At 33.8% G+C, this 19,226-nt stretch carries 16 protein-coding genes; 12 read left to right on the top strand and 4 right to left on the bottom strand.

Going from position 1 to position 19,226, the window contains the following annotated elements; translation table 11 throughout:
- Positions 1-1,767 carry a glycoside hydrolase family 15 protein gene (locus EIG86_RS01035; RefSeq protein ID WP_127844294.1) on the bottom strand — a complete coding sequence of 589 codons (1,767 nt, stop codon included), beginning with the start codon at positions 1,765-1,767 and terminating at the stop codon, positions 1-3.
- Between the two features lie 82 nt (positions 1,768-1,849).
- On the opposite strand from EIG86_RS01035, the gene EIG86_RS01030 reads away from it, so the two are divergent.
- From EIG86_RS01030 to EIG86_RS00990, 9 genes are all read left to right on the top strand, one after another.
- Entirely contained in the window at positions 1,850-4,057 is a 2,208-nt protein-coding gene (locus tag EIG86_RS01030) for a bifunctional alpha,alpha-trehalose-phosphate synthase (UDP-forming)/trehalose-phosphatase (protein WP_127844293.1), read from the top strand.
- 71 nt (positions 4,058-4,128) lie between these two features.
- A complete protein-coding gene (locus EIG86_RS01025) occupies positions 4,129-4,539 on the top strand; it encodes a PaaI family thioesterase (RefSeq protein WP_127844292.1) in 411 nt (136 codons plus the stop codon).
- A gap of 170 nt (positions 4,540-4,709) precedes the next feature.
- A complete protein-coding gene (locus tag EIG86_RS01020; protein WP_127844291.1) occupies positions 4,710-5,270 on the top strand; it encodes a hypothetical protein in 561 nt (186 codons plus the stop codon).
- A 188-nt stretch (positions 5,271-5,458) separates the two neighbouring features.
- On the top strand, positions 5,459-6,661 hold the full coding sequence (gene pcaF, locus EIG86_RS01015; protein WP_127844290.1) for a 3-oxoadipyl-CoA thiolase: 1,203 nt from the start codon (positions 5,459-5,461) through the stop codon (positions 6,659-6,661).
- 168 nt (positions 6,662-6,829) lie between these two features.
- The gene (locus EIG86_RS01010) at positions 6,830-7,090 is read left to right on the top strand and encodes a ribbon-helix-helix domain-containing protein (RefSeq protein ID WP_127844289.1); all 261 of its coding nucleotides are present in this window, start codon (positions 6,830-6,832) and stop codon (positions 7,088-7,090) included.
- Entirely contained in the window at positions 7,065-7,433 is a 369-nt protein-coding gene (locus tag EIG86_RS01005) for a type II toxin-antitoxin system PemK/MazF family toxin (RefSeq protein WP_240032152.1), read from the top strand. The genes EIG86_RS01010 and EIG86_RS01005 overlap by 26 nt, the downstream gene beginning before the upstream one ends.
- A 2-nt stretch (positions 7,434-7,435) precedes the next feature.
- Positions 7,436-9,973 carry a phenylacetic acid degradation bifunctional protein PaaZ gene (gene paaZ / locus EIG86_RS01000; RefSeq protein WP_127844288.1) on the top strand — a complete coding sequence of 846 codons (2,538 nt, stop codon included), beginning with the start codon at positions 7,436-7,438 and terminating at the stop codon, positions 9,971-9,973.
- Between the two features lie 183 nt (positions 9,974-10,156).
- Positions 10,157-10,936: a DUF3667 domain-containing protein gene (locus tag EIG86_RS00995; protein WP_127844287.1), complete on the top strand. Its 780-nt coding sequence runs from the start codon at positions 10,157-10,159 to the stop codon at positions 10,934-10,936.
- 381 nt (positions 10,937-11,317) lie between these two features.
- A complete protein-coding gene (locus EIG86_RS00990) occupies positions 11,318-11,926 on the top strand; it encodes a hypothetical protein (RefSeq protein WP_127844286.1) in 609 nt (202 codons plus the stop codon).
- 35 nt (positions 11,927-11,961) lie between these two features.
- Here the strand turns inward: EIG86_RS00990 and EIG86_RS00985 are convergent, their stop codons facing one another.
- The 3 genes from EIG86_RS00985 to EIG86_RS00975 form a co-directional block, all read right to left on the bottom strand.
- Entirely contained in the window at positions 11,962-14,394 is a 2,433-nt protein-coding gene (locus EIG86_RS00985; protein ID WP_157983091.1) for a TonB-dependent receptor plug domain-containing protein, read from the bottom strand.
- A 70-nt stretch (positions 14,395-14,464) separates the two neighbouring features.
- Positions 14,465-15,361, bottom strand: coding sequence for a FecR family protein (locus tag EIG86_RS00980; protein WP_127844284.1), 897 nt, complete (start codon positions 15,359-15,361; stop codon positions 14,465-14,467).
- 43 nt (positions 15,362-15,404) lie between these two features.
- Positions 15,405-15,932 carry an RNA polymerase sigma factor gene (locus EIG86_RS00975; RefSeq protein WP_127844283.1) on the bottom strand — a complete coding sequence of 176 codons (528 nt, stop codon included), beginning with the start codon at positions 15,930-15,932 and terminating at the stop codon, positions 15,405-15,407.
- Positions 15,933-16,039: 107 nt separating this feature from the next.
- Between EIG86_RS00975 and EIG86_RS00970 the strand changes: the two genes are divergently transcribed.
- The 3 genes from EIG86_RS00970 to EIG86_RS00960 all read left to right on the top strand — a co-directional run bounded on the left by EIG86_RS00970 (position 16,040) and on the right by EIG86_RS00960 (position 19,145).
- Positions 16,040-17,065, top strand: coding sequence for a hypothetical protein (locus EIG86_RS00970; RefSeq protein WP_127844282.1), 1,026 nt, complete (start codon positions 16,040-16,042; stop codon positions 17,063-17,065).
- Positions 17,066-17,161: 96 nt separating this feature from the next.
- Entirely contained in the window at positions 17,162-18,148 is a 987-nt protein-coding gene (locus EIG86_RS00965; RefSeq protein WP_127844281.1) for a hypothetical protein, read from the top strand.
- Between the two features lie 184 nt (positions 18,149-18,332).
- Positions 18,333-19,145, top strand: coding sequence for a hypothetical protein (locus EIG86_RS00960; RefSeq protein ID WP_127844280.1), 813 nt, complete (start codon positions 18,333-18,335; stop codon positions 19,143-19,145).
- Positions 19,146-19,226: the final 81 nt, after the last annotated feature.

Raw genomic sequence — 19,226 nt, 5'->3', positions numbered from 1 at the left:
TTATGATTTTGAAAGATTGATGGCAGTTTCAATCAATGCTAAATGTGAATAGGCTTGAGGGAAATTCCCTAAAAGACGTTTGCTCTTGAAATCGATATCTTCGCTGAATAAATTCAAATGATTGCTATATTTCATAAGTTGTTCGAAACTTTCTTCAGCCAATTGTTCTTCGCCAATTTTATGCAAACTGTTGATATACCAAAACGTACAAATAGTGAATGAAGAACTCGGTAATCCAAAATCATCTTTGTTTTTGTAACGATAAAGCAGACCATCATTGGTCAAATGCTTGCCAATTGCTTTGACAGTCGAAACGTATTTTGGATTTTTGGCTTCAATAAACCCATAAGTTTCCATGAGCAACACAGAAGCATCTAAATCTGTGGAACCATAAGATTGGGTGAAAGCACCGACCGATTCGTTCCATGCATTAGTCATAATATCTGTTCTGATGTCTTCTTCCAAAGCTTCCCAACGTTTCAATTTAGACGTTTTTCCAAATAACTTAGAAACCTTTATAGCGCGGTCTATAGCAACCCAACACAGCACTTTTGAAAAGGTGAAATGTCGATTTTCGTTTCGAAATTCCCAGATGCCTTTGTCTGGTTCTTCCCAATGTCGACTTACCACCCAAGCAATACCTTTTGTAATTGTCCAAAGTTCTTCTTTGTTTTCTGTGTCGGATTTATATTTGACTAATTCTTGATGAATAACATCCATTAAAATGCCATAAATATCGTTTTGCTTTTGCTCATAAGCTGCATTGCCAACACGCACAGGTTTAGAGTTATGATAACCGCTAAGATGCGATAGTGTTTTCTCCGTCAAATCTTTCTCTTTATTGATGCCGTACATAATTTGCAGTTTTTCATTCTTATCAGGAATTAGATCTATAATGAACTGCAAATAGCGTTTAGCCATGCGGTCGTGACCAAGTTGTGAAACCACTTTTACAACCATAGACGCATCTCTAATCCAACAGAAGCGATAATCCCAATTTCTTACTTCGCCAATGGTTTCTGGTAGAGAAGTGGTTGCAGCCGCCAATATTGCCCCTGTTTTTTCGTAACTCAACAGTTTCAAAGTCATGGCACTTCGCAGGATCATGTCATTATATTTTTGAAAAACAGGCGTTTTGAAAGTCCAATTCAGCCAATAGACTTTGGTGCGTTCAAACTCTAACTTGATTGATGAAATGTTTGGTAAATCTATTTTTTCATTATAAGTCAAAAGGAAAAAGGCATCATCTTCAAGTTGAATAGGTTCAGCATCAACGACTTTTGTTTTGTCTAAATTGGTGTATAAAAAGAGCGTGTCAAATTTATCAGCCTCAGTTAGACTCACTATAAAATTGTCTTTCACATATTTTACGGTATGACCTATGGCGTATTCTAATTTGGGTTGATAATCTATTTTTAGGCTGGGTTTGCCGTAAATCACTTTGATGTACCGAATTATTTCTGGAGGTGCGTGATATTTAGAATTTTCTTTTTGATAGCGTGGCAGAAAATCGAAAACTTCAAAACAATGTTCAGGATTTTCAAATCTCGTTTTCAAGACGCAAGTGTTTTCTATATAAATTTGAGAAATCTGATAAGAATCATCGACTGTAAAAGAAAAATGACCACCCTTTTCTTCATCAAGTAGTTTAGCAAAAACAGAGGCTGAGTCAAATTCTGGCAAGCAACACCAGTCTAGTGAACCTTTATCGGAGACTAAGGCTGCAGTTCGGCAGTTTCCAATAATTCCATAATTCAAATTATTCATAGGATTTAATACGTTTTGTAAGTTAAAAATTATATTTTTTATTAAATTAACGCAAAATTATTGGACACTACAAAATTTTCTTATGAATAAAACAATAATCGTCTCCAACAGATTGCCACTTCAGATTGAACGCAATGATAATGAAATCAAAGTTAAACCCAGTGTCGGTGGACTTGCCACCGGAATGAAATCTGTTCACAAAGATAGTAATGGAATCTGGATTGGCTGGTCAGGTTTGACCGATGAAGAGTTGAATCCTGAAATTGAAAAAAAAGTAAATTCTGCCATTTCCGAAGAACAATGTGTTGCAGTTGGTTTAACTCAAGAAGATGTTGATTTGTATTATTACGGGTTTAGCAATCGAACCCTTTGGCCTTTATTTCACTATTTTATAGAATACACAGAATTCGACCAAAAATCCTGGGAATCTTACGAACGCGTAAATCAAAAATTCGCTAAAGTCGTTTTAGAGCAAGCAAAAGACGGTGATAAAATTTGGATCCATGATTACCAACTTTTACTATTGCCAGCTTTGGTAAAAGCAGAAAAACCCAATTTGTCCATCGGTTTTTTCAACCATATTCCATTTCCTTCATATGAAATTTTTAGAACGTTTCCGAAACGAAAAGAAATTCTGGAAGGCATCTTAGGCGCAGATTTAATTGGTTTTCATACTTATGACTATGAGCGCCATTTTTTAAGTTCCGTGAAGCGAATTTTGAACTTGGATGTCAGTTTCAATAAAATCACCCACGATCACAGAATTATAAAAGTTGATTCATTTCCAATGGGAATTGATTATGAAAAGTTTAAGTCGGCAGCATTAAAACACAATACACAAAAGCCAGACGAAAAAACTGAAATTCAAAAGCGATTGGATCAACATTTAGAATACAGTAGCGATGTAAAAATGATTTTGTCCATAGATCGATTGGATTATACCAAAGGTATTCCAAACCGTATCCGCGCTTTTGAATATTTTCTGAAAAAATATCCAGAATTTCAAGAAAAGATAAGACTGATTATGCTTGCCGTGCCATCGCGTTCGCAAGTGCCACAATACCAAAAATTGAAGCGTGAAACCGATGAATTGGTTGGAAGAATAAACGGTGAATTTTCAACCGTAAGCTGGACGCCAATTTGGTATTTTTTCCGAACCATGCCATTTGAAAATCTTATCGATTTGTACACTTCCAGCGATGTGGCTTTGATTACGCCAGTGCGTGATGGCATGAATCTTGTCGCAAAAGAATATGTAGCGACCAGAACCAACGAAGATGGCGTCTTAGTTCTAAGTGAAATGGCGGGCGCTTCCAAAGAAATGAATGAAGCCTTGCTCATCAATCCTTTCAATTTTGAAGAAATTGCCGACACCATCAAACAAGCTTTGGAAATGCCAAAAGCTGAACAAAAAAGCCGAATGCAAACTTTGCAAAAACGTGTGTCGCGCTATAGTGTAGAAAAGTGGGCTAGCGAGTTTATGAATTCTTTGAAGCAAGTTCATAATATTTCTAATTTCATTGAAGCTGAAAAAATTAGCGACAATCATATTCAAGATTTTCAAAAAATCATTCAAAGTCAAGATTCAAAATTGATGTTTTTGGATTATGATGGCACTTTAGTAAATTTCACAAAGAAGCCAGAAGACGCCAAGCCAGACGCTGCTTTGTTTGAACTTTTAGACCGTTTGGATGCCCAGCCAAATCTTGATATTGTAATTATCAGCGGTCGTGACAATGAAACTTTGGGAACATGGTTTGCCGATAAAAACTACACGCTGATTTCCGATCACGGTGTCGCCATCCGAAACGAAAATAAAGAATGGCAAATTTTAGAACGTTTAAACACCGATTGGATGGAAAATGTGTTGCCCGTTTTAGAAACTTTTGTAGACCGAACACCTGGAACTTTGGTTGAAAAGAAAAAATATTCTTTGGCTTGGCATTACCGAAATGCTGATATTGAACTGGCGCAAAAACGTGTGGTTGAAATCAATACAGTACTGACGAGTTTTATTTCAAACACAGATTTAACGCTGTTGAAAGGCAATAAAGTAATCGAAATAAAAAGCAGCAAAGTCAATAAAGGACGCGCTTGTTCTCATGTTTTGAATCAAAAAGAATACGATCATATTTTTGCCTTAGGCGACGATTGGACGGATGAATTTATGTTTGAAGAATTGCCTAAAAAGTCACACACGATAAAAGTCGGTTTAAAGAAAACCAAAGCCAAATATTACTTGAATAAAACCGATGCCGTAAGAATATTTCTGACCTCATTGTTGGAATGATGATTTCTTCAAAATAAGGCTTTGACCTGAAAAATGTGTTTATTTGTTGTTTAAATGATAAAGTTGAAAACATGACTAATAAACTAAATATTCCACATAAAATGCTGTCTCTGGATCCATTCAGCACATGGTTGGGCATCGAAATTCTGAATGTAGAACTTGGACATTGCAAACTTGGCTTAAAAATTCGTCAAGATATGTTGAATTCTATGCAAAAAGCCCACGGTGGAATTACGTATTCGCTAGCAGACACCGCTTTTGGATTTGCCGCCAATACTCACGGTAAGTTTGCGGTTTCTATTGAAACTTCCATCAATCACATAGAAGCTTTGGAGGAGGGCGATTATATTACTGCAGAAACCAAAATTGACTGTACCAAAAACAAACTCGGTTTTCAAATCGTAGAAATCAAAAAAGACAAGCAATTGGCGGCCTTGTTTAAAGGTGTGGTTTACCGAACAAGCAAAGAATGGGAGGTTTAGAAGTTGTTTTTTTAAGTTTCAAATGTTCTGTAGATTTTTTTACTTTTTCTTTTAAAAAATAACCTAATAAGTTCATTATTCAGATTAGTATTAAATTTTAACAATGATTATTTTAGTTTATTATAAGTATTAATCACTTTTGGTTAGATTAATTATAAATATCTAAAATTATGAAACGATTATTTTTATTCGCAATTGTCGTTTTTTCCTCTGTTTCTTGTTTTAGCAAGACTATTGATAATGATATAAAATCTGAGCTAGAAAAAACAGAGTTTAGAAACATCACTCAAAATGATTTTGAAAAATTGAGGAAAGAGATCTTTAGAATGCTGAATTCAGACGATGTCTCCTTAAACGACTTCCATCAATTTTACAGAGAAAAAATTAAGCCGAGCAAAGACGAAAACTTAATGAATATTGCTTTTTATACATTGGTTGAAAAAGGATTGCTAGAAGATTCAACCGATTCGCAAATTCAAATTCATTATTTAGAAGAACAACAAAATTTATCTCAAAACTTACCAAATATCAAAAGATTCTATGACTTGCTTATAGCTTGTGAGTCTGATTTTACCAAAAAAGAATTATTTGCAATCGAACAATCGTTTTATGATAAAAACTATGATAAAATCGTCAATCAAGAATGGGATGATGAGACCAAACAGCAAAAGCGTAAGGTAACTTTGATGCATAACAGTAAACTTTTTAGAAGATATCTAAGGCATAAATAAATCAAAATTAGAATGATTATTTAAACCTCGACATTAAATCGAGGTTTTATTGAGTTAAATTGAATTCGACTTAAACTGAAAACATTTTTTCTAACCAATTGTTTCTAAGTTCAAAACTATAAATTTCAGTTTTAGACTTTAGTTTTCGTTCAAATTATGGATATTTGAAGTAAATAATTACAACAGATATGGATGCATATATTATAGATGGAATTCGAACGCCAATCGGAAATTATAAAGGTACACTTTCACCAGTAAGAGCTGATGATTTAGGTGCTTTGGTCATCAAAGAAATTCTAAAAAGAAATACCAATATTCCAACCGAAGATTACGACGATGTTATTTTAGGTTGCGCTAATCAAGCTGGAGAAGATAATCGAAATGTAGCTAGAATGTGTTCACTTTTGGCCGGTTTGCCACACTCGGTTCCTGGTGAGACAGTCAATAGATTGTGTAGCAGTGGACTTTCGGCTATCATTCATGCCAATCGTGCTATTAAAGCTGGAGACGGTGATCTATTTATTGCTGGTGGCGTAGAACATATGACGCGTGGACCTTATGCTATCGCTAAACCCTCATCGGCTTTTGGTAACGACGCCAAAATGTACGATACGAGTTTTGGTTGGCGTTTTGTCAATCCTAAAATGCACGAAATGTACGGTACAGATGGTATGGGCGATACGGCTGAAAATTTGGTAGATATTCATAAAATTTCACGCGAAGATCAAGATCAATTCGCTTACAATTCCCAAATGAAAGCAACCAAAGCTCAGGAAAGTGGCCGATTGGCAAAAGAAATTGTTGCAGTAAGTATTCCACGTAGAAAACAAGACGATTTAATTTTTGATCAAGATGAATTCGTTAAACCACAAACCAAGTTAGAAATTCTTGGTAAATTACGTCCAGCTTTCCGAAAAGATGGTAGCGTCACTGCTGGAAACTCTTCAGGATTGAATGACGGCGCAGCAGCGACGATTGTGGCTTCACAAAATGCAGTCGATAAATATAATTTGAAACCAATGGCTAAAATTTTAAGTTCTGCTGTTGTTGGTGTCGAACCTCGAATTATGGGAATCGGTCCAGTTGAAGCATCGAATAAAGCCTTGAAAAAAGCAGGTTTAAAGATGGAAGATATGGATATCATTGAACTGAATGAAGCTTTTGCTGCACAATCTTTAGCTTGTATTCGTGCCTGGGGATTGAAAGATGACGATCCGCGACTCAACCCCAATGGTGGTGCTATTGCAATTGGTCATCCGCTTGGCGTCACCGGCGCAAGATTGGCTAATTCTGCCGCTTTAGAACTACAACTCACCGGTAAAAAGTATGCTTTAATTACCATGTGTGTTGGAGTTGGTCAAGGCTATGCCGCAGTTATTGAAAGAGTTTAGTATGCTGAGTGAAACGAAGTCCCGAGAGCAAAGCGATTCGGGATGTGTAGGAGTTGGACAAGGTTATGCGGCTGTTATTGAGAATGTAAGCTAGATAAATAGCATAAATATTTATATTTTATAAATATGATACGTAAATAATTATTATATTTGAAAAAAAATAAAATCATGACAACGTTCACATCTTCTTTGCCAGATCAATTGCTAAAAGACTTGGATAAAACATCCAAAGAATTAAAAATGCCTAAGAACAAGTTGATTGAAAAGGCGCTTGAACTTTTCTTGGATGAAATTCAAAAAGCCAAGTATGCAAAATCATACAAGCGTGCTGCAAAAGACAAGGATATCATGGCTATGGCAGAAGAAGGCATGGCAGATTATTATAAAATGTTAATTGAATTTGATGAACAAGGTGAAGTGCAAAACTAATTCAATAAACATTTTACAAGGTGAAATTTGGCAAGTATATCTTGATCCGATTAAAGGAAGCGAGCAAGGTGGAAATCGACCACTTGTAGTGATTAGTGGTAATACTTTGAACAAAAACTTAGGAGTAGTGATTGGTTGTCCATTGTCTACTTCAATACATGATTTTGAAGGGAATTTGATATTGAATCCAACAGAATCAAACGGTTTGATCGCGAAATCTGAAGTTATGGTCTTCCACGTTCGATCTTTATCAAAAGAACGATTTAAGAAAAAGCTTGGAAACATTTCTTTTTCAGACCTGGATCATTTAAAAAAGACATTAAACGACATTTTAAAATATTAAATATGCAAACCACACAAAGTTATATACAAGGTCAATGGACAAGCGGTAAAGGCGAAGGTCAACCGATTTTTGATTCTGTCACTGGAGAACAATTTACGTCCATCAATGTAGAAGGTTTCGATATTCCTGAAGTCTTGGCTTATGGAAGAGAAAAAGGCGACACATTGCGGAAAATGACGTTTCAAGAACGCGGAAATATGCTAAAATCTTTGGCGTTTTATCTTCAGAAAAAGAAAAAAGCTTTTTACGAATTAAGTTACCGAACCGGTGCAACCAAAATGGATTCTTGGTTTGATATCGATGGCGGTTTTGGTAATTTATTTGCCAATGCTTCATTAAGAAAATTATTCCCGAATCAACCCTTTGATGTCGAAGGCGATCCCATTGATTTATCCCGAGGTGGTCGATTTATGGCGCATCATATCTTGGTGCCTAAAGAAGGAGTGGCGGTGCATATCAATGCTTTCAATTTTCCGGTCTGGGGAATGTTAGAAAAATGTGCTGTCAACTGGATGGCTGGCGTCCCAGCAGTCGTTTTGCCTGCGCCGCAATCTGCTTATTTAACTGAAGCGGTAGTAAAAGAAATCATCGCCTCAGGAATTTTACCTGAAGGTGCTTTGCAATTGGTCAGCGGTACCAAAAAAGATATACTGGACAGTGTAACTGCGCAAGATATCGTCACTTTTACAGGTTCAGCTACCACAGGAAGAAAGCTAAAAAATCATCCAAGATTGTTAGAAGAATCTGTGCCATTTACCATGGAAGCCGATTCATTGAACGCTTCTATTTTAGGCGAAGATGCCGTTCCAGGAACTCCAGAATTCGATTTGTTTATTCGTGAAGTTCGTAACGAAATGACAGTGAAATGTGGTCAAAAATGTACAGCAATTCGTAGAATTATCGTTCCTGAAAATTTAATAGAAGATGTGCAAATTGCTTTAGGCAAAGCCTTGGATAAAGTTACTTTAGGCGACCCAAGACTGAAGGAAGTTCGTATGGGAAGTTTGATCGACAAAAAGCAAGTGGAAGCGGTAAAAAATGCTGTTAATGAAATTTCAAAAACAGCTGAAATTGTCTACGGCGATTTCAATGCAGCGGAAACTATTAATGCGGAATTTGAAAAAGGCGCGTTCATTAAGCCAATTTTAATGCGTGAAAATCAACCTTTCAAAAATGAAGCTGCTCACGTCACAGAAGCCTTTGGTCCTGTAAGTACTTTAATGCCTTATAAAGATTTAAATGAAGCGATTCAACTTTCCAAAAAAGGAAAAGGTTCTTTGGTAAGTTCAATTTTTACAAACGATGATCAAATTGCACGTGATTATACAATTCAAGCCGCTTCTCACCATGGTAGAATTTTAAGTATAAATAGGGAATCTGCAAAACAAAGTACTGGTCACGGCTCGCCATTACCAAATTTAGTTCATGGTGGACCAGGCCGAGCTGGCGGAGGTGAAGAAATGGGCGGTAAACGCGGGATTAAACATTTTATGCAGCGTTGTGCCATTCAGGGAAGTCCTACAACTTTGACTGAAATTACAGGAATTTACCAGGCAAAAGCCAAATATAAAGAAGCCGAAAAGCATCCCTTTGCTTACCATTGGGAGGATATTCAGCCAGGAATGTCTTTGAAAACTCACAACCGAACTTTAACAGATACAGATATTATCAATTTCGGAAATCTGACATGGGATCATTTTTATGCACACACCGATATTACTTCACTTGAAGGTAGTATTTTCGAACAACGAACTGCTCATGGTTATTTCATTATTTCAGCAGCAGCAGGATTATTTGTTTATCCAAATAAAGGTCCAGTTGCAGCAAATTATGGATTAGAAGAAATTCGATTTTTGCGACCACTTTATCACAATGACACGATCCACGTGCGTTTGACATGTAAAGAAAAAGTAGATCGTGATCAAAAAGGAAAAGAATTACCAAGCGGAATTGTAAAGTGGTATGTTGAGGTGTTTGATACAAATGTGACGGAAGGAAACATTCCGGAAACTGAAGCCGAAGAAAAAGAAGCTTTGGTTGCTATTGCCACTATTTTAACGATGGTGCAGAAAAAGCAAACAACTTTCCATGAAATCAACAAAGATTTTATTGAACGTAAATTGAATGCACTTACTGAAGAAAACGAAGCCAAATGGGGAATGATGACTCCGCAACACATGTTAGAACACCTGGAAATGAGCTTGAAAATAGCGACAGGGGAAATTTCAAATTTTAAAGTGGCCACACCTGATGAATATTTAGATAAAGTTCAAGAAACTTTATACAATTACGAGAAAATGCCACGAGGTTACAAAATGCCGCTAATGAAGGAAAACGAATTGGAATCTTTGCAGCACGAAAGTTTAGAAGACGCTAAAAAAGCATTGCTGGAAGCTTATGATAAATACAAAGAGTTCTTTGTTGAAAATCCAGATGCAATAACTAAAAATGCAGTGTTTGGAGAACTGAATGCTTTTGATTGGAAACTTCTAAATCGCAAACATTTCAATCATCACTTTGAACAGTTTGGTTTGATTTAAGATAGATATTTATAGTTTTAAAAATCCTGAGTGAATCACTCAGGATTTTTTTATGTCTAAACATGAACTGCAAAAAAAAAATATAAATTAAAAGATGTTGTTAAAAATATTAAGTTAATTTCACAAAATTATTCTTTTCTATGAATTGAGTATGCTTCAAATAACCCATACTATATTTAACCAATGGAATGTGTAAATTGTGTTCAACCACTTCAAAAAAATGAAAAATACTGCTCTAATTGTGGAAATCAGGTATACTGCGAGCGGATTACTATTAAGAGTTTAATTAATGAGTTTTTTTCAAAATACTTCAGTTTAGAATCTAAACTTTTAGGCACCATTAAGGATATGACCTTTCATCCTGAAAAGGTAATCAAGTCCTACATGAGAAATAACCGTGTAAAATATTTACCACCAATCAATTTTATGATTATTGCAGGTTTATTAGGAGGTTTTTACGCTTATTTGCTCAATAATGGCTACTTAGGCGAAATGAGTTTTGAAGCATTTGCCATAGAAGAAAATAAATCATCAGGGATAGACCAGGTAGAAATTTCTAAAACAATTAATAATGAGGTGCAAAACTACTACAGTATCGTGCTATTTCTTACAATACCACTTTTAGCATTAATTTCCAAACTGGTTTTTTATAATTACAAGCAATATAATTTTGCAGAACATTCAGTGATTCACGCTTATGCGTATTCCCAGTTTTTGGTTTTGTCCTACGTAACCATACCATTTAGTTTAGTGTTTGATAAATTCACCTATTATTATACTTTTCTTTCCTTTATTTTTTTAATAGGTTATCATGCATTTGTTTTGAAACGAGTATTTGATATCAGTTGGAAAAAGATGATTGTTAAATCCTTGTTTTTTATTGCTATTATTATTGTACTTTTTATTGTGTTGTCTGTTTTAGGAGGTATATTATATGTTATTTTAGGAAAGGTGGATATCTAGCAATATCAGAATGTTAAAGTGAATTTCTTTAACCGATTTTAAATAAAACCAATACAATCACAATCATAAAGCTAAAAGTATCTTTTATATTGAATATCTCGATGGCTTATTCAAGAGATTTTTTTTTGATCAATAACTTAACTTTGTACAACATCTCTTGCTGACTATAAGATATTATTTTATTTTTTGTAGTATTCATAAATCTTTATGCGATTTATGCTTAAATTGCTGATTTTCCAAAAACAAATTCATCTAAAAATTAAAGGACACAATTATATGATAAAATCATTTTTATTCATCTTATTGCTAATTAGCATCCCAATTCACAGTCAAAGTATTGAATCTATTACAGAGAAAATCTCTATCAAAATTTGTGATTGCATGAGAGATGATTTAGAATCTTATTCTGAAATTAAACCAGAGTTCAATAAGTGCTATGACAAGGAATTTAATCAAATCTTCAATATTGTAGATGCCGATGAACACGAAATTTTAGTCAAAGATGGCGCTTTAGAGAAAGTAAAGAATTCGATTGTTCAAACATTCAACACTAAATGTGAAAAGGTTAATAAGTTAATAAAATCCGAAATAGAAAGCATTAAAGTGACTCAAAAAAGCTATCCAACAAATTTGGACGAGACAGACTTTTATGAAGTATTAGATAATTCAAGGGAAATATTTGCTTTAGAAGGAATAGTGATGGGATTCAGAGAAACTGAAAATACACCGAATTTAAAATTAAAAGTAGGAAATAATTATATTTGGATATTATCATCAATCGATTATGATTTTGTAAAAAAGGAGGATAGAATTAAAGTCTTAGGGTATTTAATTCCTTTGAAAAATAAGAATTTCAAGAAAAGTCTTAACCAAAATAACTTTCAAATTTTGGGTCTGGGAATTTATAAAATCGATTCAAAAGAACTTAAATTTATGTCAGGATCTGAAAGTCAAATTATGAATTGGAAAAAAGGTGAAATACCTGAATGACACAATTTATAAAATTTGATCACTTCGATTTTGAACTAGAAAAACACAGTCAAAAAAGCATTGGTGGTTAAGCCTAAATTTTGAGTTTCGATACGTTCTACTTCAGTTTGCGATTCACTTAAACGGTAAAATCTATCCGTTTCGATGGCTGTATCAAATAAATTTAAAAAACTCATACCAATTTCCAGTTGAAATTTTTGCCATTTGAAAGTATAAGAAACACTGGCATTCGCTTGATAATAATCTTGTAAATTAGCAAAATTTGGAGCTTTATAATTGATGCTAGGGTTGGTTTCTGGATTCAAAATAGGATTGTCCGAATTGATGGATGTCGTTGGATGTCCGGCAATATATCGTCCTCCAAGCGCCACTTTCAGAGCCTTATTTTCATAAGACAAACCGAATGCACTGCTATGAATTACTTCAAAATTATTTGGAAAAACAGACGGTTTGAAACCTGTAAACTCGTAATCATTTTCACTGAATGCATAATTCAACCAAAATCTAAAATCCTGAATGCGTTTTTGAATTAAAAATTCGATTCCAGAGATCTTGTAATCTCCCTGTAGACGCAAAAATTCCAACTGATTTTGAAATCCTTGACTCTGTGACGTGATGCCATTTACTGATTTATGAAAGAGACTCGATTGCAATCGCCAACCCAAATATTTCCACTGCAAACCTATTTCAGCCTGCTGACTTTTTAGCAAAGGGAAATCTTCTCCGTTTGCAAGTTTCCAACGTCTTTTTTCAAGTCCAAAAAAATCTTGTTGCTGATCAATCACCTGAGTTAAACTTTGAAATTTTTGTTCAGCTAAAATATGAAACCTAAGTTTTGGTAATAATCGCCAACTTAAATTAAATCTCGGTGAAAACTGAAACTCATCTAAACCAGAGTAATAATTCGCACGCAAACCCAGCCTAAAATCAAAATTTTGATTCACAGATTGATAATTATTTTCAACAATTAAAGCATGAATTCCAATTACATTTCTTTCAAAAACACGCACATTTGGAGAAGTTACCAAATTTTCGTTGGAAACACTTAATTCATGAAATTGATACCCAAAAGTCAAAACCTTTTGGGTTTGCCATTCCATTTGATGTTTCAATTGAAAACCCAAATCCATTATCTGATTGTTCTGGAGTAAATTTTGTGCTGTAAAAACAGATTTATTTTCTGCATTTAATTCGTAAAATGAAGCATTTATTTCAGCTTGGGTTTGGTGTTTGCTATTCCATTTTCTATTAAAATTGAAACTGCCTAGAAAATTATTTTGCCCCAAATTATTGCGTTCTTCTTCGCCAGAACTGACTAAAATTTCATTGAATTCTAATTCATTTTGAATGCCTAAAATATTTACATTCATTTCATTTTTGTCATTGATTTGATGATGAAAACTTGCTGATGCATCCGCAAAATAAAAGTTTTCATTCACCCGAACCGCTTGGCTATTTTGATCTTGCAAACTCTGAATTTCGGTATTTTGAAAAACTTTGTTACGCATGCGTTTATAAGTTGGAGACTCCCAAACATCGGTAAAAGATCTTCTGGCAGATACTTGAAGTTTGCTATCCTTGCTCAATTTTTGTGAAGTCACAACGCCCGTTCCTAAAAAGTTAGAATGAATGACATTCGAATTTTTAGTAATATCTTCAGCTTTTGTCTCAATAGAAATCACTGAAGAAACGCCTTCACTATGAAAAGCAGAACTCCCATTTTTACTTATCTGAATGTGATTAGCCGCAAAAGGATTTAAGGATGAAATCATACCGAAAAAATGGCTGCCTTGATACAATCTTGCACCATTCCAAAGCAATAAATTTTGATCATTTGTACCGCCGCGCACATTGATTTCAGCAACGCTTTCGTCGGTGTTGACAATCCCTGGCACATATTGTAAACTGTGCAAAACATCTGCATTAATCAAACCAGGTAAAACTCCAAATTCTGATGGCGTGAATTCAATACTGAAATCATTTTTCAAGTCAATACCCTGTGTCAAATAAGTTTGAACTATGACTTCATCCAACTCTTGTTCTGGATACAAATATATTGTCGAACAATTGCTAGTTGAAGCAGTTTCAACTGAAATATTTTCAGAAAAAAAGTCAGTGGATTTGAAGGTCAATTCTTTAACTGAAGAATCTCGAAGAAAAAATTTCCCAACGGAATTCGTCTTACCGATTAATTGTTGTTGATTGTAAATTGCAACTGCTGCTAAATCCGCTAAATTCAAACTGTTTTTCAACTGAAAGCAAGCAGAATATTCCTGCCAAACCGCCGTATAATTATTATCATTTACCTTAGAAATTTCAACTTGAGTGTGTTTAAAAATGAAGTCAAAAACGGCATCAAGATTATTGATTTGATTAGGTTTCGGTAATTCCAAAGGCGATAAATCTTCAACGACATAATTGAAACGAATATCGTGTCTTTGTTCCAACTCATCCAGTAAATTTAGCAATGCAAATGTTTGTTGATTTTGAGCTGTGCTTGAAAAAAACACGCTCAAAAAAAATAGCAGTAAAAGAATTTTATGATTGATTTGCTTTTGCATATTCAACAAAAATAAAACTATTTTCGCTGCGTTTTTCAATTTTCAAACCATAAGTTTCACTCAGGATTTTTAAAGCTACTTCTAGTCGATTGAGCGGTAACTCTCCGGTAAAGCGCTTTTGGATGTTGAGGTTTTCGGTAGACAAACTTACATTATAAACTTTCTCTAACTCTTTTAAAATATCAGAAAAATCAGCTTTTTCAAACGCTTTATTTTTTAAAATCCAAGTAGGGTAGAGGTTTAGATTTTCTCTAGAAATCAGTTTGCTGTTTTTAAGCAAAAGACTTTGATTTGCTTGCAAAATTTGTTTGTTTTCAGTAGAAGTAACTCGGATTTTACCTTCAAAACAAGTGACTTGAAATTTTTCTGAACTTGCATCGACTTCAAACCGAGTTCCCAAAACTTCAACCTTAGCTGTATTTGTTTCAACACTGAAATTTCTTCCGTGGGCGACATCGAAATAAGCTTTGCCTTCCAATTTTATATCACGATTGTATTTCCATAATAAAGTATTGTATTCAACTTTAGAATTGGGTGAAAGTTGAACTTCGGAATTGTCTGGCAACTGAAAAACCATCGCTTCTGTTCCGCTGGCAATTGTCGTAGAATTAGCGAAAATCACCAAAGCACCAATTCCGATAAGTACTATAAAAACGGCAGCAATTTTGAGACCCCAAAATTTAGATTTTTCAGTTTTAGAAAAGGTTTGATTTTCAATTTTTTGAAATAAAGCTCTCTCATCAAATTCAGGGGATTGAAGTTGAGACGAATATTTTTTTATTTTGGCAAAAGTTTCAAAATCAGCTTCACCTTTTACAGCATCGTCTGGAATTTCGTTATTAAACCATTTTGCCCATCGATTGTTATCTTCCATTTTTCGGTGTTCTGTAATTAAAACAATTCAAATTGGTTTTACCCTAATTCAATTGTTCAATTTCTTTTCGGAGTAAAATCAGTGCGTTTTGCATTCGTTTTTCAACTGCTTTAACGCTGATTTGTTCCATTTCAGCAATCTCTTTGTAAGATTTGCCTTCGACGCGATGCAACAAAAATACGCTTCGTTGTTTTGGCGTGAGTTGCTGAATGGCATTTTGCAACTTCACTTTAAATTCTTCTTCTTCCAAAACAAATTCTGGTGTTTGATGATCCTCTTTGCTTTGTGTGTGACTTTTTTGATAGTTGAGCACTACTTTTTGGTGCTTATATCTATTTAAGGATAAATTATTGGCAACGGTGAACAAAAATGAACGCGCTTTAAGAAATGGCACGTCCTTGCATTTTTCCCAAAGCTTGATAAATGCTTCCTGTACAACTTCTTCCGCCCAGACTGAATGTCCAAATTTATAATAAAAATGGCGGTAAAGTTCTGTCGATTGCTGCTGATAAATCCGCTCAAAAATTGACTTTAGGCAGACCTTATCGATTAAATTTTTGTCCTTTTGCAAAAGTTTTGGTTTTAAGTAAAACAATTTAACTAAAGTTTGCCCTAAGACTTAGGGTAAAATTATTCAAACTTGTTTTACTATTGAAACGAATGTACTAATTTTACCAAATGAAGTCTATTTATTGCTTATTTTTAATAGGATTTTTCACTTTAGTTGCTTGTCAAAGCGATGATTTTGAAATAGAATTAGACGATGAGCAAACCAGGGCTAGCAGCGATGAAATTACAAATTTGCTGAGTCGTGCCGCTCAAAATCCTACAGCTTTCGACAATTTTATCGACGGTAGCAGTGCCATGAGTATTGTTTTTCCTTTTACGGTTGAAATTAACAATCAAAATATAGTTGAATTGTCCACAGAAACCGATTATCAAAATCTTATTGATGAATTGAATAGTTATGCAACTGAACCAGATTTAGAATTACAGTTTCCAGTAGAAGTTTCATTGGTAAATTATGAAACACTTAGTATTCAAAATGAAGCAGAATTTGGGGCGTTAATTGCTGAAGCTAAAGAAAGTTCAGAAATCAATTGTATAGATTTTAGTTTTCCGTTACGCTTAAATTTCTTTAATTCTACAAACGAAATTAACGAAAGTGTCGTACTTCAAAATAAAGCACAGTTCTTTAATTTTATTGAAAATTTAAAAGCTGACAACGCTTTTTATGAATTCGATTTTCCTTTGGAAATGGAATTCGAATCTCTAAACCTTAGTATAAATTCTTTTGCTGAATTAGAGTCTGCTTTTACAAATTTAGATTTCGCCTGCTATGAACCTTTGTTATACGAATTTGAACCGGAACAACCTGATTTAATTACTTTTTTGACTGAAGGAGAATTTGTGATAGTCAATTTTGTTGATGAAGGTGAAATTGATACTGAAGAGTTTGATGATTTCATTTTTACTTTCAATTCAGATAACAGTATTTCAGTTGTAAATACTGCAACGCAAGCTGAATTTATAGGAAATTGGGAAGTAGAATTTGATGATGGCATTCAAAAACTAGATTTGGTTTTTAACGATGACGAGCTGGATGATCTCGATGAGGACTGGGATATTTCAGACTTTGGAAATTCTGATCAATTAGTATTATTTGATGAACCAAATAGTGACTTGGTTTTTGAAAAGCTTTAACCTAGAAAAATAAAAATAATTTTTAAAAAATAATTCCTTTGAGTTAGGGTAAGTTAATTTTAAGTTGTTTTATAAATGAAACCTAAATATAATATCATGAAAATTTTAAAGACATTAAGTTTACTCACAGCAACAACAGCATTTATTGCTTGTTCTTCTGATGACGATGTGAATAATAATGGGCAAAACCTGGAACCAAAAGCTAATTTGCAAATATTAGCCACTACCAACGCACAAACTGCTGGCAGATTAGCACAATCGGCAAATAGTTTGGAAGTTGAAAGCTTTATGATTAATATCAAAAAAATTGAATTTGAATATCCAGAAACTTCAGGAAGATCGGTTAGTTCTTCTTCAGATTCAGAAGATAGTGATCATTTAAGTTTTGAAGAATTGCCAGTTCAAATTCAGGACTATTTGGAAGAAAACTATCCAGATGATCCATTTTGTAAAGCAGAATTGGAAGATGATTTAGATGATCCATATCGTTATGAAGTCGAGTTGCAAAGTGGACTAGAGATTTATTTCCGTGAAGATTTCACTGTTTATGCTACGGAACAGGACGATAGCAATTGTGATGACAGTGACGATGATGATTCTGATGACGATAATAGTTATGGAAGTGATGATGAATTTGACTTAAACGGCCCTTTTGAATTAGATTTAGCTGGCGGTCCTGTCACTGTTACAGAAGTTGAAATTCCAGTAGGTGAATACGAAGAAGTTGAGTTTGAAATGGATAGAAGTACAAACCCAAACAGTCCTTTATTTCAAAAATCAATGTTGATTTCTGGTACGATAAACGGAACGCCTTTAGAGTTTTACCATACTTTCGACGAAGAATTTGAAGTTGACTATGAAGATGCTGGACAAAATCTTATCATTGACGAGTCTAATAACAACACGGTAACTTTCAACTTCGATTTGAATGCAGTTATTAGTGAGGTAGACTTGAGTAGTGCAACGGATGGTAATGGTAATGGAACAATTGAAATTAGTCCAGAGGACGAAGATGGCAATAATGCTCTAGCCAATCAAATTAAAAATGCTATTAAAAATTACGTTGATTTACTAGATGATTAAAAGGTAATTCAAAAATCACTCATAAAAAAACCTGCTTCAAAAGCAGGTTTTTTTGTGCTTAAATCTTTAAATTTTGAATTGAATTTATAGAATTCAATTCACTCTAATGAAACCTATAAATATTTAAAATCTAATCAAAAAATGTATCTTGCTTGGTGAACCTTTATATATTAAAATTATGAATATGAAATTTGTTCTTGCGTTCTGTTTCTTATTAACAAGTTTAGCATTTTCTCAAGAAAAAAAAGTCAATGAACATATGATTGTTGCTAAGGGCTGTGAATCACTCACTGATAATATTCAATTAAGAGATTGTTTGTCGAAAGTAGTTTCTCAAACATTGCAAAGCCAAATGAAGAGTTCATTTCAAAATACGCTAAATCCAGGATTAAATAAATTTATCATCACCTTTAAAATCACGAAAGACAAAAAAGTTGAACTTCTAAAAATTAATACCAATAATACAAATACTGAAAAATATATCGCAAAATATCTTAGCAAAATAAAGATTGAAAAACCAGGAATTATTGATGATTCACCAGTTGATGTAACCTTCAGTGTTCCATTGAAAATTAGAAAAAAAATTAATGGTCCAGTAGCAGTGCACGAAATGAGTCGATTGATTTTCCAGTACGATAAATCGAACACATCTAATTTAAAACCAACTTTAAATCATTGTGGATCTACCTCCGGAAAAGTTGAAACTGTAGAATGTATGCAAACTTATTTAATCGACGGGACTTATAATTCTATCAATACTAATAAAATCAAATCAATGATGAATGATGGTTTGAATACGATTAAAATAAGAGTAAGTTATAATAAAAATAATGAAATCTCTAAAATAGATTCAGCAAGTGGTAACTTAAAATTAGATAGTATTTTTGAAGAAACCTTAGTAAATCTATTAAAAAAAGTTCAATTTGAAAGCCCGAGTAATGGAGACGAAAGTTTTTCTGGAGATTTAGTTTTAGTGCTAAATTATTTAAAAACATAATTCAACAAGATGATCATCTCCTAATTCTGATTAAGTAGAATTTTTTTAGGACAAGTGTTTCTTTATCGCTATATATTTCAA

This window comes from Psychroflexus aestuariivivens, assembly GCF_004010055.1.
In the GTDB taxonomy this organism is placed as follows: domain Bacteria; phylum Bacteroidota; class Bacteroidia; order Flavobacteriales; family Flavobacteriaceae; genus Psychroflexus; species Psychroflexus aestuariivivens.
This window is presented reverse-complemented; position numbering and strand designations above follow the sequence as displayed.